At 70.9% G+C, this 25772-nt stretch carries 21 protein-coding genes; 18 read left to right on the top strand and 3 right to left on the bottom strand.

The window, feature by feature from the left end; translation table 11 throughout:
* Nucleotides 1-35: 35 nt before the first annotated feature.
* The 4 genes from RS82_RS17475 to RS82_RS17460 are packed head-to-tail and all read left to right on the top strand — an operon-like array spanning nucleotide 36 to nucleotide 3758.
* Complete coding sequence (locus tag RS82_RS17475) at nucleotides 36-449, top strand: Fur family transcriptional regulator (protein ID WP_045301826.1); 414 nt, start codon at nucleotides 36-38, stop codon at nucleotides 447-449.
* Nucleotides 436-1515, top strand: coding sequence for a permease (locus tag RS82_RS17470; RefSeq protein WP_425411897.1), 1080 nt, complete (start codon nucleotides 436-438; stop codon nucleotides 1513-1515). Before RS82_RS17475 ends, RS82_RS17470 begins: the two co-directional genes overlap by 14 nt.
* A complete protein-coding gene (locus RS82_RS17465) occupies nucleotides 1508-2347 on the top strand; it encodes a TIGR03943 family putative permease subunit (protein WP_045301824.1) in 840 nt (279 codons plus the stop codon). Before RS82_RS17470 ends, RS82_RS17465 begins: the two co-directional genes overlap by 8 nt.
* Nucleotides 2337-3758 carry a hypothetical protein gene (locus RS82_RS17460; protein ID WP_045301822.1) on the top strand — a complete coding sequence of 474 codons (1422 nt, stop codon included), beginning with the start codon at nucleotides 2337-2339 and terminating at the stop codon, nucleotides 3756-3758. The genes RS82_RS17465 and RS82_RS17460 overlap by 11 nt, the downstream gene beginning before the upstream one ends.
* Here RS82_RS17460 and RS82_RS17455 read toward each other — a convergent pair.
* A complete protein-coding gene (locus RS82_RS17455) occupies nucleotides 3715-5352 on the bottom strand; it encodes an MFS transporter (RefSeq protein WP_045301820.1) in 1638 nt (545 codons plus the stop codon). The two genes, RS82_RS17460 and RS82_RS17455, sit on opposite strands and share 44 nt — an antisense overlap.
* A 72-nt stretch (nucleotides 5353-5424) precedes the next feature.
* Between RS82_RS17455 and RS82_RS17450 the strand changes: the two genes are divergently transcribed.
* Nucleotides 5425-6102, top strand: a complete 678-nt coding sequence (locus tag RS82_RS17450) for a DNA-3-methyladenine glycosylase (RefSeq protein ID WP_045301818.1) — start codon at nucleotides 5425-5427, stop codon at nucleotides 6100-6102.
* Here RS82_RS17450 and RS82_RS17445 read toward each other — a convergent pair.
* Nucleotides 6086-11572 carry an SCO7613 C-terminal domain-containing membrane protein gene (locus RS82_RS17445; protein ID WP_157005662.1) on the bottom strand — a complete coding sequence of 1829 codons (5487 nt, stop codon included), beginning with the start codon at nucleotides 11570-11572 and terminating at the stop codon, nucleotides 6086-6088. The genes RS82_RS17450 and RS82_RS17445 overlap by 17 nt on opposite strands.
* A 303-nt stretch (nucleotides 11573-11875) precedes the next feature.
* On the opposite strand from RS82_RS17445, the gene RS82_RS17440 reads away from it, so the two are divergent.
* From RS82_RS17440 to RS82_RS17395, 10 genes are all read left to right on the top strand, one after another.
* Nucleotides 11876-13210 (top strand): HNH endonuclease, encoded by a 1335-nt coding sequence (locus RS82_RS17440; RefSeq protein WP_052676914.1) that lies wholly within the window; start codon nucleotides 11876-11878, stop codon nucleotides 13208-13210.
* A 210-nt stretch (nucleotides 13211-13420) separates the two neighbouring features.
* Nucleotides 13421-13657, top strand: coding sequence for a 50S ribosomal protein L28 (gene rpmB / locus RS82_RS17435; RefSeq protein ID WP_013584774.1), 237 nt, complete (start codon nucleotides 13421-13423; stop codon nucleotides 13655-13657).
* Complete coding sequence (rpmG, locus tag RS82_RS17430; RefSeq protein WP_018173550.1) at nucleotides 13657-13827, top strand: 50S ribosomal protein L33; 171 nt, start codon at nucleotides 13657-13659, stop codon at nucleotides 13825-13827. Before rpmB ends, rpmG begins: the two co-directional genes overlap by 1 nt.
* Before the next feature lie 3 nt (nucleotides 13828-13830).
* Entirely contained in the window at nucleotides 13831-14136 is a 306-nt protein-coding gene (gene rpsN, locus RS82_RS17425; RefSeq protein WP_018173549.1) for a 30S ribosomal protein S14, read from the top strand.
* A 129-nt stretch (nucleotides 14137-14265) separates the two neighbouring features.
* Nucleotides 14266-15792 (top strand): alpha-N-arabinofuranosidase, encoded by a 1527-nt coding sequence (locus RS82_RS17420; protein WP_045301806.1) that lies wholly within the window; start codon nucleotides 14266-14268, stop codon nucleotides 15790-15792.
* Between the two features lie 35 nt (nucleotides 15793-15827).
* A complete protein-coding gene (locus tag RS82_RS17415; protein WP_045301803.1) occupies nucleotides 15828-16829 on the top strand; it encodes a LacI family DNA-binding transcriptional regulator in 1002 nt (333 codons plus the stop codon).
* 89 nt (nucleotides 16830-16918) lie between these two features.
* Nucleotides 16919-17905 carry a carbohydrate ABC transporter permease gene (locus RS82_RS17410; RefSeq protein ID WP_245619645.1) on the top strand — a complete coding sequence of 329 codons (987 nt, stop codon included), beginning with the start codon at nucleotides 16919-16921 and terminating at the stop codon, nucleotides 17903-17905.
* Nucleotides 17902-18783, top strand: a complete 882-nt coding sequence (locus tag RS82_RS17405; RefSeq protein ID WP_084695742.1) for a carbohydrate ABC transporter permease — start codon at nucleotides 17902-17904, stop codon at nucleotides 18781-18783. The genes RS82_RS17410 and RS82_RS17405 overlap by 4 nt, the downstream gene beginning before the upstream one ends.
* A 75-nt stretch (nucleotides 18784-18858) precedes the next feature.
* The gene (locus RS82_RS17400; protein ID WP_045301801.1) at nucleotides 18859-20121 is read left to right on the top strand and encodes an ABC transporter substrate-binding protein; all 1263 of its coding nucleotides are present in this window, start codon (nucleotides 18859-18861) and stop codon (nucleotides 20119-20121) included.
* Between the two features lie 95 nt (nucleotides 20122-20216).
* Nucleotides 20217-21362, top strand: coding sequence for an alpha/beta hydrolase (locus RS82_RS17395; RefSeq protein ID WP_045301799.1), 1146 nt, complete (start codon nucleotides 20217-20219; stop codon nucleotides 21360-21362).
* A 153-nt stretch (nucleotides 21363-21515) separates the two neighbouring features.
* Here the strand turns inward: RS82_RS17395 and RS82_RS17390 are convergent, their stop codons facing one another.
* Nucleotides 21516-22370: an alpha/beta hydrolase gene (locus tag RS82_RS17390; RefSeq protein WP_045301797.1), complete on the bottom strand. Its 855-nt coding sequence runs from the start codon at nucleotides 22368-22370 to the stop codon at nucleotides 21516-21518.
* A 225-nt stretch (nucleotides 22371-22595) separates the two neighbouring features.
* On the opposite strand from RS82_RS17390, the gene RS82_RS17385 reads away from it, so the two are divergent.
* The 3 genes from RS82_RS17385 to RS82_RS17375 all read left to right on the top strand — a co-directional run bounded on the left by RS82_RS17385 (nucleotide 22596) and on the right by RS82_RS17375 (nucleotide 25770).
* Complete coding sequence (locus tag RS82_RS17385) at nucleotides 22596-23195, top strand: TetR/AcrR family transcriptional regulator (protein ID WP_045301795.1); 600 nt, start codon at nucleotides 22596-22598, stop codon at nucleotides 23193-23195.
* A gap of 204 nt (nucleotides 23196-23399) precedes the next feature.
* Nucleotides 23400-23687, top strand: a complete 288-nt coding sequence (locus RS82_RS17380; RefSeq protein WP_045301792.1) for an HU family DNA-binding protein — start codon at nucleotides 23400-23402, stop codon at nucleotides 23685-23687.
* Between the two features lie 103 nt (nucleotides 23688-23790).
* Nucleotides 23791-25770: a bifunctional copper resistance protein CopD/cytochrome c oxidase assembly protein gene (locus RS82_RS17375; protein ID WP_045301791.1), complete on the top strand. Its 1980-nt coding sequence runs from the start codon at nucleotides 23791-23793 to the stop codon at nucleotides 25768-25770.
* Nucleotides 25771-25772 lie beyond the last annotated feature (2 nt).

Here is a 25772-nt window from a genome sequence, read left to right as displayed (position 1 = left end):
GGCGACGCACAGGACCCCTCGGTAGACTCCCCACCATGGCCCAGCGCAACACGTGGCAGCGCGAACGCGTGCGCGAAGCGCTGTCGGACGCCCGCGGATTCGTCAGCGCGCAGTCGCTGCACGCCACCCTCCGCGACGACAACACCGGCATCGGACTCGCCACGGTGTACCGCGCCCTGGCCGGGCTCGCCGCCCAGGGCGAGGCCGATTCGCTGCAGAGCCCCGAGGGCGAGGCGCTCTACCGCGCCTGCTCCAGCACCGGCCACCACCACCATCTGATCTGCCGCTCCTGCGGACTGACCGTCGAGATCGAGGCGACGGATGTCGAGCAGTGGGCCCAGCGCACCGCCGAGCGCCACGGATTCCGCGACGCAGAACACGTCGTCGACATCTTCGGGCTCTGCGCGAACTGCGCCGCCGCCCGGGATGCCCAGCGTGACGCGCACTGACCCCGGCCTTCGACGGGGATCCCCGGCCGGCTCGCCGAGCCATCGCCACGGATCTGCACCGGATGCTGCGCCGCAGCCATCCGCGCAGGCCCGCTCGCTGCTCTGGCTCGGCGTCGGCGTGGCCGTCATCGCCGGCCTCTTCCTCATCGACTGGCTCGCGCCGACGCTGTTCCCGGCGTCGCTCCCCACCCGCGCGCAGGACGGCCTGACGCTCGCCATCAGCGTGCTCATCGAGTCGCTGCCGTTCGTGGCGCTCGGCGTGGTGCTGTCGATCGTCGTGCAGGTGTGGGTGCCCCCGGGTGTCATCGAGCGGTGGATGCCGCGGCGCGGGTGGGCGAGACGCGCCGTGCTGTCGCTGCTCGGCATGATCGTCCCGGTGTGCGAGTGCGGCAATGTGCCGTTCGCGCGCGGCCTCCTCATGCGCGGATTCTCGGTGCCCGAGGCGCTCACCTTCCTCATCGCGGCGCCGATCGTGAACCCCATCGTCATCATCACGACGCACCAGGCGTTCGGCTTCAGCGACGGCATCCTCGTCGCGCGCCTGGTCGGCGGGTACGCGATCGCGAACCTCATCGGATGGCTGTATTCGCGGCATCCGTCCCCCGACGCACTGCTCACCGACCGCTTCCGCGACACGTGCGAGCTCGTGGTGCACGAGCCGGGTGGCAGGTGGCGGCGCACGCTCGCCCAGTTCGTGATCGAGCTGCGCGCGGTGATGCCGGCGCTCGTCATCGGCTCCGCGCTCGCGGGTGCGGTGCAGGTGCTCATCCCGCGCGAGGCGCTGCTCGCGATCGGCGCGAACCCGGCGCTGTCGATCGTCGCGATGATGGCGCTGGCGATGGTGGTGTCGATCTGCTCGAACGTCGACGCGTTCTTCGCGCTGTCGTTCGCCTCGACGTTCACGCCCGGGTCGATCGTCGCGTTCCTGCTGGTCGGGCCGCTCGTCGACGTGAAGATGCTCGCGCTCATGCGCACGACGTTCACGTGGCGCACGCTCGGCGGCATCGTCGTCGTGGTCGTGCTGTCGGCCTTCGCGATCGGGACGGCGGTGAACCTCCTTGCGTAGGGCAGGCTTCGTCGGCACGCGGTGGCTCGGGGTCGGGCTCGCCGCGGCCCTCGCCGTCTTCACGATCTCCCTCGCGGTGACCGGGCGGCTGGGGCTGTACATCAACCCCGACTCGACGTGGTTCGCGGTGTCGATGTCGGTCTTCGTGCTGATCGGGGCGGTGGCGTCGTTCGCCCTGCCGCTCGGCGCCGAGGCCGACCACGGCCACGACCACGGCGCCCTCGCGCCCCAGACCTCCTCGACTCGCCAGAACACGCCGGGCGACGCCCCGACCGTCCGGGGTGTCGTGGCGACTCACGAGCACGAGCACGAGCACGAGCACGTGCGGCACCCGGCGGCGGTGGTGGCCACCGTCGTCGGCGGGGTGGCGGCATCCGGGGTCGTCGTGCTCACCCTCGTGCTGCCGCCGGCCTCCCTCAGCGCCGAGCTCGCGATGTCGCGCGACGTCGGCGCCACCCCGCTGTTCGGTGGAGCCGACACGATCCAGCTGGCCTCGACCGGCGACACCGCCTCGTTCGGCGTCGGCGAGTGGGCGACGGTGTTCGCGACGGCCACCGACCCCGACGCCTTCGACGGCGAGACGGTCGAGCTCACGGGCTTCGTGACTCCGGGCGAGGACGGCGCATTCGATCTCACGCGTCTGGTCATCACGCACTGCGTGATCGACGCGCAGCCCGCGAGCCTGCCCGTCGTGACCGGCGCGAGCGCGCCCGACACCGGGCAGTGGGTCGCGATCACCGGCACGGTGCGCTCCTCGTCGGACGGGCAGCTCGTGGTCGATGCGGCTGCGGTCGAGGAGATCGCCGAGCCCGAGGACCCGTATGAGTACTGACGGGACGTCACGTCGTTCGCGGTCCCGGCGTCGTCGGGGCCGCGCGTTCGTCGGAGCCTTCGCGATCGTCGTGGGCGTGCTCGCCGTGCTCGGGCTCGCCGGAGCGGCCGCGAGCGTCGCGCAGGGGCCGCGGGTGACGGAGGCCTCCGTGGATCCGGAGGCGGCGGCCGCAGCATCCGGCGCCCGTCTCATCGTCACCACCACGCAGTCGCTCGCCGAGGTCGACCCGTCGCAGGTGACGATCACCCCCGAGACACCCTTCGTCGTCGACACGTCGGGGCGGAGCGTCGGCGTGCGGTTCGTACTGCCGCTGTGGGACGACACCGAGTACACCGTGACCATCGACGGCGTCGAGTCGCTCGGCGGCGGCCCGACGGCGACCATCACCCAGACCTTCCGCACCCCGCCGACCGAGCTGTTCCTCATGCAGCGTGGGACGAACTCGGGCGACCTCATCTACCGCACCGACCTCACGGGGCAGAACGCGGTGCCGGTGTTCCGTCACGCGCACATCGAGGACTTCCGCGCGACGGCTCAGCACCTCGTCGTCTCGGTGCGCACCGACGACGACCAGGCCGGGCTCATCGTCACCGACCTCGACGGCGACAACGCCCACGAGCTCCCGCTTCCCGGTGACGGGTATGTGTCGAACCTGCAGACCGCCGACCGCGGTGAGCGCATCGGCTACACGTTCTCGGACGCGCAGCTCACCGCCGACTCCGGCCGCGAGAGCCGGCTCTACACCGCCTCGCTCAGCGACCCGGACACCGATCCGGCGGCGATCGAGGTCGAAGGCGCCGACCCCCGGGTCGCCGAGTGGCGGTTCGTGCCCGACACCGACAGCATCCTGCTGCTCTCGTTCGACGGCTCGCTGCTGCTCACCGGATCGGAAAGCGCGAGCGGCGCTCCGACCGCGCTCGGTGACGCGATGACGATCGAGGGCATCGCGCGCGGCTCGAGCGAGGCTGTCGTGGATCGGGTGGACCGGGCAACGGTGATCGACCTGACCGACGCGAGCGAGGCAGACCTCGTCGCGCCCGACACCGACCTCGGCGGCACGACCTCGGTCACGCCCCTCCCCGACGGCTCGACGGTCCGCACGGCAGCTGTGCTCGGCGCCGACGGCGTCCCGACCGGGCGCACCTCGGTCGCCCACGTCGGCGCGGACGGCGCGACGAGCATGCTCACCGAGATCGCCGACACGGATGCCGTCATCCAGGTGTGCGTGTCGCCCAGCGCCCGCTACCTCGCGGTGCTCGTGGCGCCCGACGCGGTGACGAACTCCTACGACACCTATCAGCACCCGCTGCCGAAGCGCCCCGAGACGCGCATCCTCGAGGTGGCGGACGGCGACCCCGTGGTCGCCCTCAACGGCTCCTCGATCTCGTGGTGCCAGGTGCCGCCCCGCTGACCGGAGGGTCGGGGAGCTTCGAGGGCAGACCGCTCGACAGCATGAGCCCGAGCACGGTGAGGGCGAACACGAAGAACAGCGACTGCCGCAGCGACTCGACCTGCGTGTCGGCGTAGAGCTGTGCGATCTCGGTGGCGGATTCGGGGTCGGCCCCGGCATCCGTCAACAGGTCCTCGGCCTGCTGCTGCGAGATGATCGGCGCGCCCTTCGAGGCGGTCGCGACGACCCGGGAGCGGATGTCGTCGGGGATGGTCGTGCTCTGCTGCACCGCCGCGGTGAAGCCCGACGTGAGCAGCAGGATGAACACCGAGCCGACGATCGCCGTGCCGAACGAGGAGCCGAGATTCTGGAACGTGCCCTGGAGGCCACCGACCTCGGACGTGTCGGACTGCGAAACGGCAGACATGTTGACGTTGCCGAGCTGCGAGGCGAGAAGGCCGAAGCCGGCGCCGACCACGAACATGCCGGCCGCGAAGGCCCAATCGGCGAGCTCGGGCTGCACCGCGAGGAACACCACGAGCACCCCGAGGCCCAGCGTGAGCTGTCCGATGCGGCCGATGTTCTGGGCGGAGCGCACGGTCGACAGCCGCGACCCGAGGATCGAGAACAGGATGAGCCCGAGGGACAGCGGCAGGATCTTCAGGCCCGTCTGCAGGGCGTCGTAGCCGAGGATCGTCTGCAGGTACACCGGCACCACGAAGAACAGCGCGGCGATCGCGAAGTACTGGGACATGAACATCGTCAGGCCGCTGCGCAGCGCCGTGTTGCGCAGCAGGCTCACCTTCAGCAGTGGAACGCGGCCGCTCCGCTCGAGCTGCTGCTGCCGCTTCACGAAGAGCCACAGCACGACGATCGACAGCAGGATCAGATAGGCGACGGGCGAGATGCCGAGCGGGGCGAACGGCTGCCCGTTGATGACGGGTGGGTCGAGCGGCTGGAACCAGCCCCACGTCTTGGACTGCAGGATGCCGTAGACCAGCAGGCCCAGGCCCAGGGCGGAGAGGACGACGCTCAGCAGGTCGATGCGGAGCTTGCGGTCGCCGGGCACGTCCTTGATACGGCCCGACACGATGAGCACGAGGGTCATGACGACCGCCTCGGCGACGAAGACGTACCGCCACGACGAGTACGTCGTGACGAGACCGCCGATGAGCGGACCCGCCGCAGCGGCGCCACCGGTGACAGCGCCGAGCACGGCGAACGCGACCACCCGTTCGCGGCCGGTGTAGTTGATCGCCGCAAGGGCGGCGATCGCGGGGATGACGAGCACCGCGCCGAGACCCTCGACGAGCGACCAGCCGAGCATCAGGACGGTGAGGTTCGGCGCGAGCGCGGTGGTCAGCGAACCGATGCCGTAGACGACCGATCCGATGCGGAAGGCCATGCTGCGGCCCCAGCGGTCGCCGAGCTTGCCGCCGGTGAGCATGAATGCCGCCATCGTCAGCGCATAGAACGTGATGGCGGCCTGCATGCCCGAGATGTCAGTGCCGAGGTCATGCGCGACGGTCGAGATCGAGACGTTCATCACCGTGCTGTCGAGCACCATGATGAACTGCGACACGCTCAGCAGGATCAGCACGAACCATTTGCCCATGCGCGAACAGTATCGGCGGCGGGGCTTCGCCGACCCCATCGCGGCCACGACGCGCGGTCGTAGACTCGGCCCATGGCGCGGGACGTGTGGCGTGCGGCGACCCGAGCCGACCTGCGGGGTCTTCCCGCCGACGTCGCGCCGCGCCTGCTCGGGGCCCGTCTGACGACCGTGGTCGAGGGTGAGACGGTGGCGGTGCGGCTCACCGAGGTCGAGGCGTACCACGGCCGCGGCACCGGACCGGTGCCCGATCCGGGCTCTCACGCACGCATGGGACGGACCGCGCGCAACGCGACGATGTGGGGCGAACCCGGGCACCTGTACGTGTACCTCAGCCACGGCATCCACTCGTGCGTGAACGTCGTGTGCGGTCCCGAGGGGGTCGCCGGCGGCGTGCTGCTGCGAGCGGGGCAGGTGATCGAGGGGGCGGATGCTGCGACCCGCCGCCGACCTGCGGCCCGCACACCGCGCGACCTGGCGCGCGGACCCGGCCGGTTCGGCGACGCGGTGGGGCTGCGGCATCCGCTGCATGACGGAATCGACGCGATCACCGGTGCGCCGCTGCACGGCGCCACGGCACGACTGGAGCTGCTCACCGACCCGCTCGCGGAGGTGGCGTCGGGCCCGCGCGTCGGGGTGGCGGGGGTCGCCGGCACCGCCGTGTTCCCCTGGCGGTACTGGATCCCGGGCGACATCACCGTGTCGTCGTTCCGCTGGGGGCGCGGTGCGCGCGAGGTCAGCGAAGCGACGTGACCGCGACCACGGTCGTGCGCAGCGCCTTCATGTTCTTCTCGTAGCGGGCGGCCATGAAGATGAGGAGCGCGCCGCCCAAGCCGAGCCACAGCCACCACGGCACCGCGACGTACGCGGTGGAGATCCACGGCCACAGCTGGGCGACCGCGTGCACGATCAGCACCGCCGAGCCGAGCAGGAGGGGCGCCTGCAGCCGGTGGATCGCGCCGATCACCACCATCGCCAGCGCGACGAGGCCGAGCGAGACGATGCGCCAGAGCTCGGGCTCGCCCAGCCACGCCACCTCGGCTGCCACGACGGACGGCGAGCCCGCGAAGTCGGTCAGCAGCGACGGCACCGTCAGCAGCGCCAGCCACGGGCCGAGCGTCGGCCACGTGCGTGACGCCGATTCGCGACGCAGGGTGCGCACGCCGTACGCGATGCCGCCGAGCGCCGGCGGCACCGTGACCAGTTCCCAGGGCCGCACGTCCCCGACCGTGAGGGCCAGGATGCCGAAGCCCGCGCCCGCGATGGCGGCCGCGATCGCGAGGGCCGGTCCGAGGCGGGCGCGCGCGGCCGTCCCGATGACCGTGGCCGCGGTCAGCGCCGACATCACTGCGGCGGTGCGGATCTCGTCGCCCGTCTGCTGCACGAGCAGCAGCTGCAGCTCGGCCAGTGCGAACAGCACCGATGCGACCGCGAAGCCCGCGCCGGCGGCGAGGCTGACCGCGCGCGACGGCGTCGCGCGGAGCGCGGCCAGCGCGATCGCGCCGGCGATCCCGGCACCCGCCACCGCCCAGAGGTCGGGCTCGAGCCCGCCCGCGGGTGCGATCTCGAGGAATCGCACGCCGCACGCGACCATCGCGACGACGAGTCCGCCGACGGCGAGCACGCCGCCGAGCGGCGCCCAGCGCCGCAGACCCAGCACCGACGCGCCCGCGACGCCGAGCACCCCGCCGACGACGGCGGTCACTGTCGTGAGCACGAGATCAGCCTCGGGGCGTGTGAGCGACATCGCGACGAGGAGGACGGTCCCGGCGCCGGCGAGGACGGCCGCGCCGCGGGCGGCGGCATCGGCCGCTGCGCGTGCCGTCAGCAGGACGGCCACCGCGACGACGCCGAGGCCCGTGACGATCGCCGCGGCGGCGTCGCCCTCGAGGGCCGGCGGGACGAGCCCGCGCAGCCCCATGAGGACGGCGGCGAATCCGAGCAGCATCGCCGTCGGGGTGCGCAGCGACCAGATGTCCACGAACCGCGGCGTCCGCGGGGCGGACGGCCCGACGGCTGCGTCGGGCACGGACGCCGCGACGGCTGCGTCGGGCGCGACGGCCGGCGGCGCGGCGGGCTGCACGGGCGATCCCGCGGGCGGAGCGTAGGCGGAGAGCTGCGCGGACGGGGCGTTCGTCGCGAACGGCCCGGGCGGGATGGGCGGTACCGCGCCCCTCGCGGGCGCCGGCGGCGCGGTGACCTGCACCGGCGCCGGTACGGCCGCCGCGGCGACGAGTTCGCGCGCGGGCTCGCGCAGCGCTGCCACTCCGGCCGCCGCCGCGAGGGTGAGCACGATGTACGCCCATGCACGCAGGGGCTCGGCCGCGACCAGGAGGCTCGGCGCGGTGGCGAGCACCAGACCCACGATCCACGCGGGGCCCTCCGCTCCGGGCCAGACATCGCCGGCCCGTCGACGCCGGAGCATGCCGAGCACGGCTCCGATGAGACACATCGCGGCGACGGGGAGCGACACCGCCTCGACCTGGGTCGCCGCCCCCAGGAACCAGCCCGCGGCGCCGACGGCGAAGGCTCCCGCGAGCGAGATCCAGCGGGTCGTGCCGGTCAGCGGAAGACGGTCCAGCCCCGCGGCGGCGAGGTGCAGTGCGGCGAGCATGATGATCGTCCCGGCGACGATGCGCGGCTCGTCGGCGAGCGGCACGATCGCGACGATCGCCGCGATGAGGGCGGCCGGGGGCACGATGAGTGCGTAGAGCCCGGACGCGAGACGGCTCGGCCGGGCGAGGGTCGCGCCCCAGCCCGATGCGTACGCGACGGCGACCAGCAGCACGAGCCAGAGCACCTGCCAGTCGGGCCCCTCGACCGCGCGCTCGACGGCGACCAGCCCGATCGCGATCACCGCGACGGCGGCTCCGAGAGGAGCGGCGGGACGGATGCTGCGCACCGGCGTGAACGACAGTGCCAGGCACACCGCCACCGCGACGAGGGCTATGACCACGCCGCGCAGCGGGTCCCCGCTCCACCCCTCGACGGCGGGCGTCCACAGCCCGAGTGCGAGACCGCCGGCGAGGGCGATGGTCGCCTCGACGCGGCGGCGCAGCCGCGCCAGCAGAGCGGCGAACACCACGAGCACCACGGCGGACGGCACCACGTACGACTCCACCGTGTAGTACGTGTCGGGGGTGCCGGCGTCGAGCCACGTCCACCACGCCGCGATCGCCGCGACGACCGCCGGCCACGCCAGCAGGCGGCGCGGGGCGTCGAGGAGCGGCATCCCGTTGCGCGTCGTCGCGAAGCGATCGTCGGCGGGATCCGCCGCGATCGTCCCCACCCACCCGCGGCAAACGGATGCCGCGGCGAAGCCGACGGCGATGATCGCGAGTGCGGCCCATACGAGCAGAGGAGCCACCGGCCACACCACGACGAGCACCGTGAGGGCCGCGCCGAGATCGGCGGCGAGCCTGCGGAACACTCGATCCGCCGGGCGAGGTCGCGGAGGGGCGGGAGCGATGTCGGCGGGCCACTGCGAGACCGGCACGGGTGGCGCCGCGTCCGCGGTGCGACGCGGGAACGCGGTGGCCGCCGAGACGAGCGGCACGACCACTGCGGCGGCGGTGAGGGCGAGCGGTGCCCAGTCCGTCGAGCGCAGCTCGAGGGTGCCGAGCACGTCGTACGCCGTCGCGGCGGCGACGGGCGCCGTCAGGGCTGCGGCCAGGATCGTGGGCACCCCGGAGATGCGGGTGAGGCCGAAGGCGACGATCGTGAGACCTGCGAGCAGCAGCGCGCCGCGCGCGATGCCGAGACCGGGCTCGCCGATCGCGGTGAGCAAGGCGTTCTCGGAGAGGGCGGCGGGGTTCACCGCCACCGCCGAGAAGGTGCCCGCCAGCCCGATCGCGGCGAGGACCTCGGCGGCTGCGGCCAGCCCGGTGCGGCTCGCCTGTTCGACCGGGAGAGCGACGGCCGCGACCAGCGTCGCCAGAGCGACCCACTGCAGCAGCACCGCGATGACGGGCGTCGCCTCGCCGTACAGTCCTGTCACCGCGGACGTCGCCCCCGCAGCGAGCGGAGTCGACAGGGCGGCGACGGCCACCGGAGCGAGTGCCGCCGCCACCGCTGCCACCCCGATCGGCCGCAGGGCCAGCCGCAGCGCGATCGGGTACGCCATCGCGACCGCGACCCCGACGAGCCACAGCCACGGCGTCGCCACCCCGCCCGCGTAGGCGGTCGCGGCGGCGACCCCGCCGGCGATCAGATACCCCAGCGGGACTCCGCGCGCCATGAGGCCGGCGTCGGGTTCCGGCGCGGCGCCGGCGTCATCGGCGCGTCGCCGATCGCGGTTCCGCAGGATCGCAACGACGACGACAGTGACGACGACCAGCGCGACGGAGACCCCGACGAGCACGCCGGGCACCGCCGTGCGCGCGCCCGCGACCAGCAGCAGGATCGTAGTCACCACCGGCACGAGCTCGCGCAGCACGGGCCGGGCCAGTGCGGGAGCGGCGAACAGCAGGCCTGTGATGACGACGGCGGCGATCACCGCGAGCAGCGGGGCCTCGGGGGCCTCGACAGGCACGGCGAAGGCATCCGTGCGCCACGCCGTCCAGGAGGCGCCGATGACGGTGATGGCCTGCACGCCCCAGCCGAGCGCCACGGCGACGATCGACAGCCCGGCGACGACCGCCGATGCGATCGCCGCAGGCACCCATGCGGGTGTGCCGCGTCGGCTGCGCACGACGTCGATGGCGACGGCGACGAGCACGGCGAGCACGGGGGCGACCAGCACGCCGTAGACCGGGAGGTTGCTGCGCAGCGCGAGCTGCCAGCCTGCGAGACCCGCAGCCGCCGTCGCGACCACCGAGGCGACGCCCGAGACCACGGCGGCGGCGGGCAAGCGAGCGCCGTCGACCGGCCGATGGGCGAGCCACGCGTGCGCGGCGCCGAGCACGACGAGCCCGATGCTCGACCAGATCACGACCGGCAGTGCGTCCGCGGTCAGGAACGCCGCGGTGAGACCCGCACCGACCAGGGCACCCACCCCGCTGAGCGCGAGCACCAGGCGCTCGGCAGCGTGGTCCTCGCCGCGCCGCGCCGACGACCAAGGCGCCGGAAGCGCGTGCACCAGCCCGCCGCCGGCGGCGCCGAGCAGGCCGGCGGTGAGGGCTTCCGTGGGCGGCAGCGACGTCACTCCGCCCACGAGGAATCCGAGGCCCGCGGGCAGTGCCAGCGACGCGGCGAGGTCGGGTCCGCGTAGATGCGACACTCGCGCCCACAGGCGGCAGGTCACCGCGACGACGAGAGCGGACAACCCCGTATACAGAGCGGCGTCGGTCGAACCGGTTCCGAACAGGTCGTTCGCCCGCACGGCCCACGCGTCCAGCGCGAGCAATCCCACACCGAGCGCGCCGATGCCCTCGGCCGTCGCCCCCAGATCGCGGCGGCGCAGCCACGAGGCCAACGCGATCGTCGCGAGTGTGATGCCGCCGATGATGAGCGCGCGCACGCCGATGTCGGCGTAGAACCACGCGAGCAGCAGGAAGAACACGGCGGCGATGCCGACCAGCGACACGCCGACGATGAGCAGCAGCACCGGTACCGTGAGCCGGCGGCGGGGAGCGGATGCCGCCACCGCGACGGGTGCGGACGGCCCACCAGGCCCCTGCGGCGCCGAAGCGGCCGGTGCGGGCGGCTTCGGGGGCACCACGATCTCGGATGCCGTCGTCGCGGGCGCCGCGGTGGTGGACTCCGGCACGGTGACGAGCTCGAGCGCGTCGGGCGCTGTGAGGGACGCCCCCTCCGCCGCTGGCTGGGCCACGACGGCGGTGGCGCCGGTCGGCGGCGCCGAGTCGCTGATCGCGTCGGCGGCGGGCGCCAGATGCACGGCCACGCCGGCGGCGGCGACGGCGTCGGCCGCGACGAGCTCCGGCGGGCCCGCGAGCATTGCGGGCGCAGCTGGGCCCACGCGCCCGGAGGCTCCGGGCGACGCGTCAGCGGCGCCTGGAGGGGGCGTGGGGACGGCTTTCGCGACCAGAGCCGTCGCGTGCGCGAGGCGGATCTCGTCCATCAGCTGCTGACGCGACAGCTCCAGCGTGAGCATCTGGCGGCCGAGCTCGAGCACGCGCGGGGCGCCCGGGTCGGTCAGCGCGAAGCCGCACGCGGGGCATACCCGCGCGGTGACGGCGGTGAAGCACGACGGGCACCGGTGCGCGTCGGCGAGATCGAACGGAGACGCAGGCCACAGGGGTCCGTCGTCGTGCGTTGCGCTCATGTCCATCCCCTCTCCCGGGATTGACGACATGGTCCACCCGAAATGCGGTGCGGTGCGGGATTTTGTAGGGGCGCACAATGCGGTGCGCCGCCGGCGCCCGCTGTCTTGGAGCAACTCCGACGATGCATTCCCGTGGCGGAATGCAGCGCTGAGGAGGGGTATCGCGGGGACAGGGCCGCGTTAAGAAGGGGCACGAGGGGCGGGTGCCGACGCCGAAGGGCCCCCCTTCTCAGCTGGTTCCAGAGGGTGATCTCGATGTCGTAGGCATGTTCTGATGTCGTAGGTATGTTCTAAGGTCGAGCCATGAAAGCAACACCGCTCGACGGCATCGCGGAGGCGCTCTGCGCACTCACGACCGCGGGCGGCGGCCGTCCTGCCGGCGCTCTGACGCCGGCTGAACTCGTGGCGGTGAACCAGGCATTCGGTGCGCTGAAGCGCCATGTCGATGCCGCGTTCGCCCCCGTAGCGGCCGAGATCTCGCGGCAGTCGCGCCGAGAGCTCGGCAAGGATTCGCTCGCGAAGAAGCAGGGTTTCGCATCGCCGGCGGTGCTGATCTCGACGACCACCGGCACGAGCGTCGGTGAGGCGGTGCGCATCGTGCAGGTCGGTGAGGCGACCGCGCCTCGGGTGTCGCTCACCGGTGAGGCGCTGCCCGCGAAGCGCCCGCATGTCGCCGAGGCGGTGGCGGGCGGCGGGATCGGCATGACGCCGGCCGCTGCGATCATCAGCCTGCTCGACCGGCTGGCCGTGCGCGTCGATGCGGCCCGGCTCGACGAAGCAGAGCGGCAGCTCGTGGGGCTGGCTCCGGGGTTGCGCCCCGACGAACTCGGCAAGCTCCTGGCCCGCGCCGAGGCGCACCTCGATCCCGACGGCGTCGAGCCGCGACACGAGCAGCTCGTCTCCGAGCGGACCCTCCAGATTCAGGAGCGAGACGGGATGCTGGTGATCTCCGGCAAGCTCGACCCGGAGACGGGAGCGCCGGTCAAGGCGGCGTTCGACGCGCTCGTCGGCGATGCGCTGTGCCGCAACGAACACGCCGACGAGGTCGACCGAGACCCGCGATCGGTTCGACAGATGCAGGCGGATGCGCTCGCGGACCTCTGCCGCCACGCGATCGGGTGCGACCGGGTGCCCACTGGGGTGACCGCGACCGTCGTCGTGCGGATGGACCTCGCAGATCTCGAGGCGGGCACGGGCGCCGCGACGATCGACGGCATCGCCCAGCCGATCCCCGCGTCCGCGCTGCGCCGCCTGGCGGCAGATGCGCAGATCATCCCGTGCGTGCTCGGCGGTGACAGTGAGATCCTCGACTGGGGGCGCGCGAAGCGCCTCTTCACCCCGGCGCAGAAGCTCGCGCTCGGCGAGCGCGACGGCGGATGCGCCGGCTGCGGGGCGCCACCGGCCTGGTGCCACGGGCACCACCTCGAATGGTGGGATCGCGACGGCGGGCGCACCGACCTCGAGAACGGCGTCCTGCTGTGCACCGGGTGTCACCATCGGCTCCATGCCGACGGGTGGGAGATCCGCGTCGACGGTCTCGGCATCGATGCGAAGGTGTGGCTCATTCCCCCGCCGTGGATCGACGCCCAGCGCACTCCACGCCTCGCCGGCACGTCGCGCTACACGCTCACCGCCTGACCGCCGGGATGCGGCATGCCCAGCGCCGGTGGGAGCCGGCGGGGCGCAGCATCCGTCCGTGCTAGACTGACTCTTTGTCTGCGCGCCTCCAGCACGCAGTACGTATCCCACACCAGTTCGCGGGCCTTCACCGGCCGGATCCGGCGCGGGGTGCAGACAAGGGATCTTGGGTGAAGCCGTCCGGCTTCACGGTACTAAGGAGACATCACTATGGCAGCAGTGTGCCAGGTGACTGGAGCAGTTCCCGGCTTCGGTCACAACATCTCGCACTCGCACCGCCGGACGAAGCGCCGCTTCGACCCGAACGTGCAGAAGAAGACCTACTTCGTTCCGTCGCTGGGTCGCAACATCAAGCTGAACGTTTCGGCCAAGGGCATCAAGGTCATCGACGCTCGCGGCATCGAGGCGGTCGTGCGTGACCTCCAGGCGAAGGGTGTGAAGCTCTAATGGCCAAGAAGGCACAGGACGTCCGTCCGATCATCAAGCTGCGTTCGACCGCGGGCACGGGTTACACCTACGTCACGCGCAAGAACCGCCGCAACAACCCCGACCGCATCGTGCTCAAGAAGTACGACCCGGTCATCCGCAAGCACGTCGATTTCCGAGAGGAGCGTTGATCCATGGCTAAGAAGAGCAAGATCGCGCGCAACAAGCAGCGCCAGGAGGTCGTCGACCGCTACGCCGCCAAGCGCCTCGAGCTGAAGAAGGCGCTCGTGTCGCCGACGTCGACCGACGAGGAGCGCGAAGCCGCTCGCGTGGGCCTGCAGAAGCTGCCCCGCAACGCGTCGCCGGTCCGCCTGCGCTCGCGCGACGTCATCGACGGCCGCCCCCGCGGTGTCCTCACGAAGTTCGGCATCTCGCGTGTCCGCTTCCGTGACATGGCGCACCGTGGCGAGCTGCCCGGCGTGACCAAGTCCAGCTGGTAAGCATCCGCTTTCGCAGAAGGCCCGGAGTTCCTCGGAACTCCGGGCCTTCTGCATTTCTTCTCGACATCGAACACGCGGGTGTGTATCGTTACAAATCGCTTCGCCCCCGATGTTTCGAAGGAGAAACCCGTGCCCGACCTCCGCGCCCGCGCCGTCGTCGACCTGGACGTCCCCGGTCCGGTCATCAGCCGCCACCTCTACGGCCACTTCGCCGAGCACCTGGGGCGCTGCATCTACGGTGGCTTCTACGTCGGCGAGGATTCGTCGATCCCCCACGAGCGCGGCATCCGACTCGACGTCGTCGAGGCGCTGAAGGGCATCGGCATCCCGAACCTCCGCTGGCCGGGCGGCTGCTTCGCCGACGAGTACCACTGGCGCGACGGGATCGGCCCGAAGCAGTCGCGGCCCCGCATGGTCAACACCCACTGGGGCGACGTCGTCGAGAACAATCACTTCGGCACGCACGAGTTCATGGACCTGTGCGAGATGCTCGGCGCCGACGCGTACGTCAGCGGCAACGTCGGCTCGGGCAGCGTGCAGGAGATGAGCGACTGGGTCGAGTACCTGACGCGCGACGGCGACAGCCCGATGGCGAGCCTGCGCCGCGAGAACGGCCGCGACGAGCCGTGGAAGGTGCCGTTCTGGGGCATCGGCAACGAGGCCTGGGGCTGCGGCGGCAACTTCACCGCCCCGCAGTTCGCGTCCGAGGCGCGTCGCTACGCGACCTTCTGCCGCGACCACGGCGACAACAAGCTCTACCGCATCGCCGCCGGCGCGTCCGATGACGACGTGACGTGGACCACGGCGCTGATGGAGGCTCTCAGCTGCCTCGGCTGCCAGCGCGACCCGAAGAACATCTTCCAGGCGATCTCGTTCCACTACTACACGCTCGCCGGCACGTGGGAGCACAAGGGCAGCGCCACGTCGTTCTCCACCGAGGACTACTACGCGACGATGTCGAAGGCGCAGGACATCGAGCGCATCATCAGCGCGCACGCCCGGATCATGGACGCGTACGACCCGGGCCGCAAGGTCGGGCTCGTGCTCGACGAGTGGGGCACGTGGTGGGACGTCGAGGAGGGCACCAACCCCGGGTTCCTGTACCAGCAGAACACCGTGCGCGACGCGCTCGTGGCGGCCGTCCACTTCGACGCGTTCCACCGCAACGCCGACCGCCTCGTGATGGCCAACATCGCGCAGACGGTGAACGTCCTGCAGGCGATGCTGCTGACGGATGCTGAGACCGGCGCCCTCGTGCTCACGCCGACGTACCACGTGTTCGAGATGAACCGCGGCCACCACGATGCGACGTCGCTCGCCGTCCACGTCCTCGACGCCCCCGACACGCGCGAGGCGGACGGGCGATCGCTGCAGGTGGTGTCGGCGTCGGCCAGCACGACGGGCTCGGCGGCGCTGCTCTCGCTGAGCAACCTCGACGCCGAGGCATCCCTCACCATCGAGGTCGACCTGCGCGGCCGTACGGTGTCGTCCGCAACGGCCCGCGTGCTCACCGGCGACTCCGCCGCCGCTCACAACACTGCCGAGGCGCCCGATGCCGTCGCCCCGATCGCACTGGACACCGAGCTCGAGAGCGGCACGCTGCGGGTCACGCTGCCGGCGCACTCGTTCGCGACAGTGTCGCTGGAGCTGGCCTGACGGCTGGGCGGACGGCCCACGGATAGAGTTCAGCAATGGCCACCCTGCACGACGTCGCCAAGGCCGCCGGCGTCTCGCCGATGACCGTGTCGAACGTGCTCAACAAGCACCCGCACGTGCGGGCCGAGACGCGTGAGCGCGTGCTCAAGGCGATCGACGACCTCGGCTATCGCGTGAACGTCGCGGCGCGCAACCTGCGCGCGGGGCGCACCAACACGATCGGGTTCGCCGTGCCGGAGGTGGACCGGCCGTACTTCGCCCAGCTCGCGGCGCGCGTCATCGCGAAGGCGCAGGACGCGGGATACCGCGTCGTGATCGAGCAGACCGGCGCCGACCGTGAGAACGAGCTGTCGGCCATCGTCTCGTCGCGCACCCGCATGTACGACGGACTTATCCTCTCGGCCGTCGGCCTCGGCACCGCCGACCGCGATCTGCTCACGACGGACGTGCCGATGGTGATCCTGGGCGAGAGCGTCTTCGACTCGCCGGTGGACCACATCGCCCTGCCCAACGAGGACGGCACGTACGCCGCGACGATGCACCTGATCGACCGGGGGTGCCGGCGCATCGCGATGGTCGAGGGCGACGACGTGAGCCGCCTCAGCGTCACATCGCTGCGTCATGCGGGATACCGTCGGGCGCTCGCCGAGCGGGGCATCGAGCCGGACCCTGCGCTCGTCGTCGAGCTGCACGAGCTGTCGTCCGAGTCCGGACGCCTCGCCGCGCATGGACTGGTCGACGGCGGCAGGGGTGTCGACGGAGTGGTGTGCATCACCGACACCGTCGCGCTGGGTGTGATCCGCGGGCTCGCCGATCGCGGCGTCTCGGTCCCCGGCGACGTGAAGGTGGTCGGCTTCGACGACATCCTCGAGGCCCGGTACAGCGTGCCGAGCCTCACCACCATCGACCCCGACCACGACGAGGTCGCCCGGCTCGCCGTCGACCTCCTGCTCGCCCGTCTGGCGGACGCGCCGGACTGGCAGCCCAGGGAGCACGTCACCGGGTTCCGCGTGGTCGCGCGCGAGTCGACCGGGTGAGCTCGTCATGAGGGTTCGGTACCGGCTCTAGACCGGTTGTAACGATACAGGTAGCATTCAGTCCACTTCCGCTGGTCGAAGGAGATCACGTGACACTCATCGAAGAGAGGCCGCAGACCGACACACGGGTCCTCGTGACGGCTGGAAGGCGCATGTCGCGATGGCTGCGCCAGCCGGTCGGCAGCCACGGCCCCGTCTACCGCGCCGATCGGGTGCGGATCAGCCTGTTCCTTGTGCCGATGATCATCGTGTTCATCGTGCTGTTCGCCATTCCGCTGGCGCAGTCGCTGTGGTGGAGCTTCACGGACTTCAACGGGTACTCGTCCGACGCGCAGTTCGTCGGGTTCCGCAACTACGCGAACGTCTTCACCGACCCGTCGATGCTGGCGGGCCTCAGCTTCACGATCCTGTTCACGCTCGCCACGACGATCATCATCACGGCGCTTGCCATCCCGCTCGCCGTCGTCCTCGACCGGGCGTTCTTCGGCCGCAACGCGGTGCGCGCGATCTTCTTCTTCCCCGCCATCCCCTCGGTCGCGATCCTCGGACTGGTGTGGGGCTTCATCCTCAACCCGCTGGGCTCGGGGGCGCTCAACTCGCTGCTCATGTCGATCGCCGGCATCGGGCCGATCCCGTGGCTGTCCAACAGCACGCTCGCTCAGATCAGTGTGATCGCGGTCGCGGTGTGGACCTCGACCGGCTGGCACGCGATCCTCTACCTCGCCTACCTGCAGTCCATCCCCGGCGACTACTACGAGGTGGCACGCATCGATGGCGCGTCGGGACTCCAGCGCTTCTTCCACATCACGCTTCCGCTGCTGCTGCCGGCGATGACCGTGAGCTGGCTGCTGCTCATGACGGGCGGGCTCAAGGTCTACGACCTGCCCATCACGCTGACCAAGGGCGGCCCCGGCTTCTCGACCTTCACGATCACGCAGACGATCATCCAGAACGGCGTCTCGCAGGCGAAGTACGGGCAGGCGTCCGCGCTCGCGGTCATCTTCATGATCGCGGTGGGGGCGATCGTCGCGCTGCAGCTCTTCCTCTCGCGCCGCCTCGAGGGGAGGTTCTCATGAGCGTCCGCGAAGCCGCTGCGCCCGCAGCATCCGTCTCCTCCACCAAGGTGCGCCGTCGCGAACGGGTGCTGTCGCGCCCGGGCGCGATCGTCACGAGCCTCGTCATGATCCCGCTCGCCGTGCTGGTGGGGCTGCCGTTCTACTACCTCGTCATCAACACCCTCAAGACGCAGGCCGAGACCACGGCGTCTCCGCTGGCGCTGCCGACCACCTTCAACCTCGACAACTACATCCGCGTGTTCACGGAGGTCCCCGTCGCGCAGGCGTTCCTCAACACGCTGTACGTGACGGTCGTCTCGATCCTGCTCATGCTGCTGATCGGCTCGATGGCGGCGTTCTCGGTCATCATGCGCACATCGCGGCTCATGGTCGTGCTGCTGGTGATCGCGTTCCTCGTGCCGGGCCAGGTGACCCTGATCCCGCTGTACCGGCTGCTGAGCGACGCGCGCCTCGTCGACACCCTCGAGGGGCTCATCATCCTCTACTCCGCGGGGGCGGTGTTCTGCTACTTCCTCATCGTCGGCTACATGCGGACGCTCCCCGGCGAGGTGATCGAGGCCGCGCGCATCGACGGCGCCGGCCCCTGGCAGATCTACTGGCGGATCGCCCTCCCGCTCATCCGGCCGATCCTCGTGACGGTCGGCGTCTTCCAGACGATGTGGGTCTGGAACGACTTCCTTCTGCCGGTCGTCTTCATCAGCTCGACCGAGAAGCAGACGCTCGTCCTGCAGACCTACAAGGCCGTCGGCGAGTTCACGACCGACTGGCCGATGTTCCTGACGCTCAGCGTGATCGTCCTGATCCCGATGGTGATCTTCTTCCTCGCGATGCAGCGCCACATCGTGCGCGGCCTCATCGCGGGAAGCGTCAAGGGCTGAGATGCACCGCTCGCACGGCGGTACGCGCGGATGCTTCCGCAACCTGTAACGATCCAATAACCGAAAGGCACAGCAATGACGCATACCTTCCCCTCCGCCCGGGCGACGGTCCGGCTTGCCGCCGGCGCCGCCGCACTCGCCACGGCCGTGGCGCTCGCCGGCTGCTCCGGCGCACCCGCCGACGACCGGACCGTGCTCACCTTCTTCTCGTGGTCGAACGAGGAGACCATGACGCCCGTGATCGAGGCGTTCGAGGAGGAGAACCCCGATATCCGCATCGAGTTCTCCTCGGCGCCGCCGGTCGCGGAGTACATCTCCACCCTGCAGAACCGCCTCGGCTCCAACACCGCCGCCGACGTGTTCCTCATCGCCGCCGAGAACAAGACGAACCTCATCGAGGGCGGTTTCGTCGAGGACCTCAGCGACGAGCCGTTCATGGACGTCGCGTCGGAGTTCAACACGGCGACGTACGCGGGGCCCGGCGGCGAGGCGTACGGATTGTCGATCTCGTCGTGGGCATCGGGCATCCTCTACAACGAGGACCTCCTCGCCGAGCACGGCTACGACGAGTTCCCCACGGACTGGGACTCCTTCGTCGAGATGCTCACCACGCTCAAGAGCGCGGGCGTGGTGCCGTTCCTCGAGTCGTGGCAGGGCTTCCCGACGTCGCTCGGCTCTGCCGTCGGCCTCGCGAACTTCGAGCAGGGCGGCGACGTCGACGCGCAGATCTTCGCGGGCGAGTCCACCTTCGAGGACCTCTGGACCGACCCGCTCACCCCGTGGGACGAGCTGATCGCGGACGGCGTCCTGAGCCCCGACATGGTCGGCCTCACCGGCGACCAGGTGCGCGACGAGTTCGTCGGCGGCCGCGTCGCGATGATCACGACCGGACCGTGGGATGTCGGCACGATCCGCGAGGCCAACCCCGACATCGACTTCACCTTCGCCGGCGTGCCCCAGGAGGGCGGCGAGCCCTTCTTCACCGGCGCCGCGTCGCCCGGCTACGCCATCAACACCGCGGCCAAGGAGCCGGAGGCCGCGAAGAAGTTCCTGGAGTTCCTGGCCAGCGAGGAGGGTGTGCGCATCTTCCAGGAGCAGACGAACGACATGACGACCACGTCGAACTACACCCCGACGATCGACGAGTCGCTCGAGGTGCCGTTCCAGGCGCTGCTCGACGGCAAGTTCTACCTGCCGATGATCTCGTGGCCCAAGTACCAGGACGCGCTGTACACCGAGCTGGTCGCGCAGATCCAGCTGATGGCGCAGGGCCAGGCCACTCCGGCGGACGTCGGGGCGGCTCTCGACGCCAAGCTGGCGCAGGAGTCCGGCGAGTAGGCCCGGTCTTCTCGGGCCCGGAGTTCCTCGGAACTCCGGGCCTTGCGCTTTGTCAAGCGCCGTGCGGCCGCGGCCGGCCGCGCGAGGATGGGATCATGCGGCTGGATCCGTTCTTCGACGAGCGCCTGAGAGTGCACCGCAAGTACCTGCTCGACAAGGCCACGGGGTCGATGCGCGCGCGGCTCGCCGCCCTCTGGCCCTTCCCGCGCGTCGCCGCGCCGACCGCGGCCGCCGAGGCGAGCGCGCCGAGCACCGCCGAGGCGACGGGTTCCACCGTCGAGGCGCGTTCGCAGCAGCGCACGAAGAAGCCGGAGAAGCCGGAGAAGCCGACCCTCGGTCCCCGGGCTCAGGCCCGCGCGCGCAAGCGCCGCGCCGCGCTCGCATGGGATCGCACGGAGCTGCGCACGGTGGGGGTCGCGGGCCCCGAGGTGCGCATCGCCGAGCACCGCGTTGACGTGCCGGGCCGCCCGTCAGTGCGCGTGCGCATCTACTTCCCGTCCGAGGCGGCCGGCGCGCCGGTGCCCGCCGTGCTCGCGTTCTTCGGCGGCGCGTTCCGCATCGGGGGGATCGACTATCCGACGACGGATGCCGGATTCCGCCGTCGTGCCGTCGACGCCGAGGTCGCGATCGCCGCCGTCGATTACGCCCTCGCGCCCGACCACCAGTACCCCGTGCCCGTGGAGCAGGGGTACGCGGCGCTGCAGTGGCTGTTCGCGCAGGCGGAGGAACTCGGCATCGACCCGGCGCGCATCGGAGTGCTCGGCACCTCCGCCGGGGGCAACATCGCCGCTGCAGTGACCCTCATGAACCGCGATCGCGGCGGGGCGGACCTCCGGCTCCAGGTGCTCGAGGTGCCCGTGGTCGACCTCACGGGGGCGCACCTCGATCTGAGCGCGACCCGGGCTCTCGGCATCCCTCGATTCATCGCGGTCCGCGAGCTGCGCTCGGTCGCCCGCACCTACCTGCCGTCTCAGCGGAGAGCCCGTGAGTCCTACGCGTCGCCGCTGCGGGCCGCGTCGCACGAGGGCCTGCCGCCGGCGGTGATCCTCACGGCCGAGTACGACCCGCTCCGCGGTGACGGCGACGCCTACGGCGCGGCGCTGCGCGCGGCCGGCGTCGACGCGAGCGTTGTGCGCTACCAGGGCGTGACGCACGACACCCCGATCTTCCTCGCCGTCCTCCCCGCCGCGCGGCGCTGGCACGATGACGTCGTCACCGCGCTGAGGCGGCTGCACGTCTGAGACACGGCGAAGGCCCGGGGTTCGAAGAACCCCGGGCCTCTGCGTCCCACCGCGGACACCGGCCGGGACACCACCCGACCGCCGAACCACCAGATGCGACTGGGAGCTCGACGACCGGGTGCTGTGGGCGCGGCGCGGGGGCGCAGCATCCGTCTACTGCGCCGCCTCCGTCTCGGGAGCCTCAGCCGTCCCGCGCACCTGGTGGGTGGTCGCCCACTGAAGGGCGTAGTCCGCGATCTCCTCCCAGCCGTCCTGACTCACCAGGCGGTGGGTGCGTCCCGCGTACTCCTTGTACTCGACGATCGCGGGGCTGCCGGTCTTCTGGTACTTCTTCACGATGGCCTTGCCGATGGCCGGCGGCACGACGTGGTCGATCTCACCCGTGATGACGAGCAGCGGCGCGCGGTCGGTGCGGCCGTAGTCGACGTGGGTGACGCCGCCCTTCTCGTTGAGCACCGACGACACGCCCTCGAAGAAGACCCGGTTGTAGGAGTTGACCGCGGACTCCTCCCAGAGCTTGTCGGACTCGCTGCGCGGCAGGTCGTTGCCGAACGTGAAGTGGAAGTGGCGCTTCGAGAGCGGCTTGGCGCCGTTGATGCCGAACGGGTTCGACAGGATCGGTGTGCCGGTCCACAGGGTGGACAGCGGCAGCGCGGTGACGCCGGCGGTCTGTCCGGGGGCCACGCCGACATATGCGACGCCGAGGCCGCGATCGGCGAGCATCTGGGTGAGGACTCCCCCGAAGGAGTGGCCGATGATGATCGGCTTCTCGGGGAGCTGGCGGATGATGCGCTCGTAGTTGTCGGCGATCTGCTTCAGGCCGATGCCCTTGAGCGCCTCGGGGTTGTTCCGGATGTCTTCGACCGTGCGGTCGTCGATTCCGGGCCAGCCCGGGACGATGACCTGGTGGCCGGCGGCGCGGAAGCGCTCCGCCCAGGTGTCCCAGCTCTTCGGGGTCATCCAGAGGCCGTGGATGAGGACGATGGGGGTCTTGGTCGTGGTGTTCATTTCCTGCTCCTCAGGTGTGTCGTGCGGTGGTGTCGGTCGTGGTCTCAGGTTCCGGATCCTGGTGTGTCTCCGGCTGTTGCAACCGATGGTAGACCGAACGTTCTATCTATGCAAGACTATTCCCAGACAATCTTGAAAAGATTCCGGAGCACGATTCGCGCCCTGCTCCCGAGCCCGGTCAGGGCCGAGAAGCGGTGGCACGATGGAAGGACCTGAGGGGGATCCATGAGCACCACCACCGCCGCGTCCCACGCGGCAACCCAACCGTCGCCCGCGCGTCAGCGGCTGCTGGAGGCGGCGACGCAGCTCTTCTACAACGAGGGCATCCACTCGGTGGGAGTCGACCGGATCATCGATGAGGCGGGCGTCACGCGGGCCACGATGTACAAGCAGTTCGCGGGCAAGGAGGGCCTCGTGCTCGCCTACCTCGAGGGGGAGGACCAGGGGCTGCGGGCGCTGTTCGCGCAGGCGGCACAGGCCGGGGGCGACCCGGATGTGCTGCTGGACCTCGTGGTCGCGGGCATAGAGCAGGACATCCGCGACCGGCACACCCGAGGCTGCCCCTTCATCAACGCCGCCGCCGAGTATCCCGATCAAGGTCCGGTGCGCGAGCTCATCGCCGATCACCGCGAGTGGTTCCGCGACACCCTGCGGCAACTGGCCGAGGGAGCGGGGCTGCGCGATCCCGAAGGGGTTGCCGCATCCCTCGTCCTGCTGCGCGATGCGGCGCTCGTCGGCGGCTATCTCGACGGCCAGGACCGGGTCGGCCCGGCGTTCGCCCGCACCGCCCGCGAACTCATCGCCGCCCACAAGGCTGAACGCTGACGGCGTAATCGAGGCTCACGAGTCACATTTGTCACTCTTTTCACACGACACGCAGCCCTAATCGGCAGAAATCCGCAGAAATACGCGGTTCTGTCGGCCAGTTCAGGTACATTCGGGACCGGTCGATAGGACCAGCCGGGGGGCGAAGCCAACCGGTCCGAGAAATGACAAGACGGCAGTCGTCGTCTTTGGAGGACATACCAAATGGCCGACAAGACCATCACCAAGACCGAGCTCGTCGCGAGCATCGCGAGCGCGACCGGCCAGAGCCAGTCCGCCGTCTCGGGCGTGCTCGACTCCCTCTTCTCCACCGTCTCCGACGCGGTCGCCGCCGGCAGCAAGGTCTCGATCCCGGGCTGGATCGCGTTCGAGCAGGTCGCCACCTCGGCTCGCACCGGCCGCAACCCGCAGACCGGCGAGGAGATCAAGATCCCCGCGGGCAAGCGCGTCAAGGTCACCGCGGGCTCGAAGCTGAAGGCCGCCGTCAAGTAATTCCGACGCACACCTCTGGAGAGGGGATGCCGCGACCGCGGCATCCCCTCTCCTGCGTCTCCGGGCGGGAAACCGCACAGGCACCGCGACGTAGGCTTGAGGGGTGAACCCCCGCGCCCTGCGGGCCGTCGGGCCCGTCATCCTCGTCGTGGCCGCGCTCGCGGTCATGATGTGGGCACTGGCGTTCGGCGGGGGCACCGCGCCGCTCGCGATCGCCGACCCCGGGCCGTTCGTCCGCTGGGGGCTTCCGACCGCGAAGCTCTTCGTCAACCTCTCGGCCGCCGGCATGGTCGGCGTGCTGGTGACGGCGCTGTTCACGCTGCGGGCCGGGGACCGCGAATTCGACATCGCCCTCGACACCGCGTCGATCTCGGCCGCCGTGTTCACGATGGCCGCGGCCGCCACCGGGTTCCTGACGTTCGTCGACGCGTTCAACCCGGTCCTCAGCATCGGCCCGGAGTTCGGGGCGCAGCTCGGCCGCTTCATCGTCGAGACCGAGGTCGGCCGCACGTGGCTCATCACCACGATCGCCGGCGCCGCCCTCACGGTGCTGACCTTCGCCGTGCGCTCGTGGACCGCGACCTTCTTCGTGGCGCTACTGGCCACGGCATCCCTCGTCCCGATGGGAACCCAGGGCCACTCCGGTGAGGAGGCGTTCCACCACGAGGCGATGACCGCGCTGATCCTGCACATCATCGCCGCGGCGGTGTGGCTGGGCGGGCTGCTGCTCATCGTCATCGTGCGGCCGCTGCAGTCCCGGGGCGACAGCGTCGCGACCGTCGCCCGCTATTCGAGCATCGCGCTCGCCGCGTTCGTCGTGGTCGCCGTGTCGGGCACCGTGCGCGCGGCGATCGGCCTGCAGGACTGGTCGGCTCTCATCTCGCCGTACGGCGTGATCCTCGGCGTGAAGGTGCTGGCGCTCATCGCGCTCGGTCTGTTCGGCGCCTGGTACCGCACCCGCCTCATCGGGAGGATGAGGACAACGGATGCTGCGACCCGCGCCTTCTGGACGCTCATCGCCTTCGAACTGGTGCTGATGGGCGTCGCGAGCGGTGCGGCGGCGGCCCTCGCGCGCACGCCCCCGCCGGTCGCGCCGCTGATCCCCCAGACGCCCACACCGGCCGAGCGCCTCACCGGGGCCCCGCTGCCGCCCGAGCTGACGATCGACCGCTGGTTCACGGCGTGGAACGTCGACCTGCTGTGGGCGGTCATCGCCGGGTTCGCGATCTTCTTCTACCTCGTGGGCGTCTGGCGCCTGCGGCGCCGCGGCGACGCGTGGCCGGTGTACCGCACGGTCATGTGGGTCGTCGGCTGGCTGCTGCTCGTGTGGGTCACCGGCGGCGTGATCAACGTCTACCAGGACTACCTGTTCAGCATGCACATGGTCGGGCACATGCTCCTGACCATGGCGATCCCCCTGCTTCTCGTGCCGGGGGCACCCATCACGCTCGCGGCGCGTGCGATCCACAAGCGCGACGACGCCACCCGCGGCGGCCGCGAGTGGCTCCTCTGGGTCGTGCACTCGCCGGTGGCGCGCATCCTCACGAACCCCTTCGTCGCCGCGGGTCTGTTCATCGGCTCGCTCTGGGTCTTCTACTACACCGACCTGTTCCGCTGGTCGCTGTACGACCACCTCGGGCACGAGTGGATGACCGCGCACTTCCTCATCACGGGGTACCTCTTCGTGATGAGCCTCATCGGGATCGACCCTGTGCCCTACCGCCTCCCCTATCCGGGGCGCCTCCTGCTGCTCATCGGCGTGATGGCGATGCACGCGTTCTTCGGCATCGCGATCATGATGCAGGAGGGCCTGATGATCGCCGAGTGGTTCGGCTCGATGGGCCGCACGTGGGGTGCGACGCCCCTCGAGGACCAGTACACCGGCGGCGGCATCGCCTGGTCGATCGGCGAGATCCCCACGCTCATCCTCGCGATCACGGTGGCGATCCAGTGGAGCCGCAGCGACGACCGCGAGACCAAGCGCCGCGACCGCCACGCCGACCGCACCGGTGATGCCGAGCTCGAGGCGTACAACGCCCGCCTGGCGGAGCTCGCCGAGCGCGACGCGCGGACCGGCGGCTGAGA

Origin of the sequence: Microbacterium trichothecenolyticum, from assembly GCF_000956465.1 — a bacterium.
Classification (GTDB): domain Bacteria; phylum Actinomycetota; class Actinomycetes; order Actinomycetales; family Microbacteriaceae; genus Microbacterium; species Microbacterium trichothecenolyticum.
The sequence above is the reverse complement of the archived record's forward strand: the minus strand, read 5'-3'. Positions and strand labels throughout refer to the sequence as shown.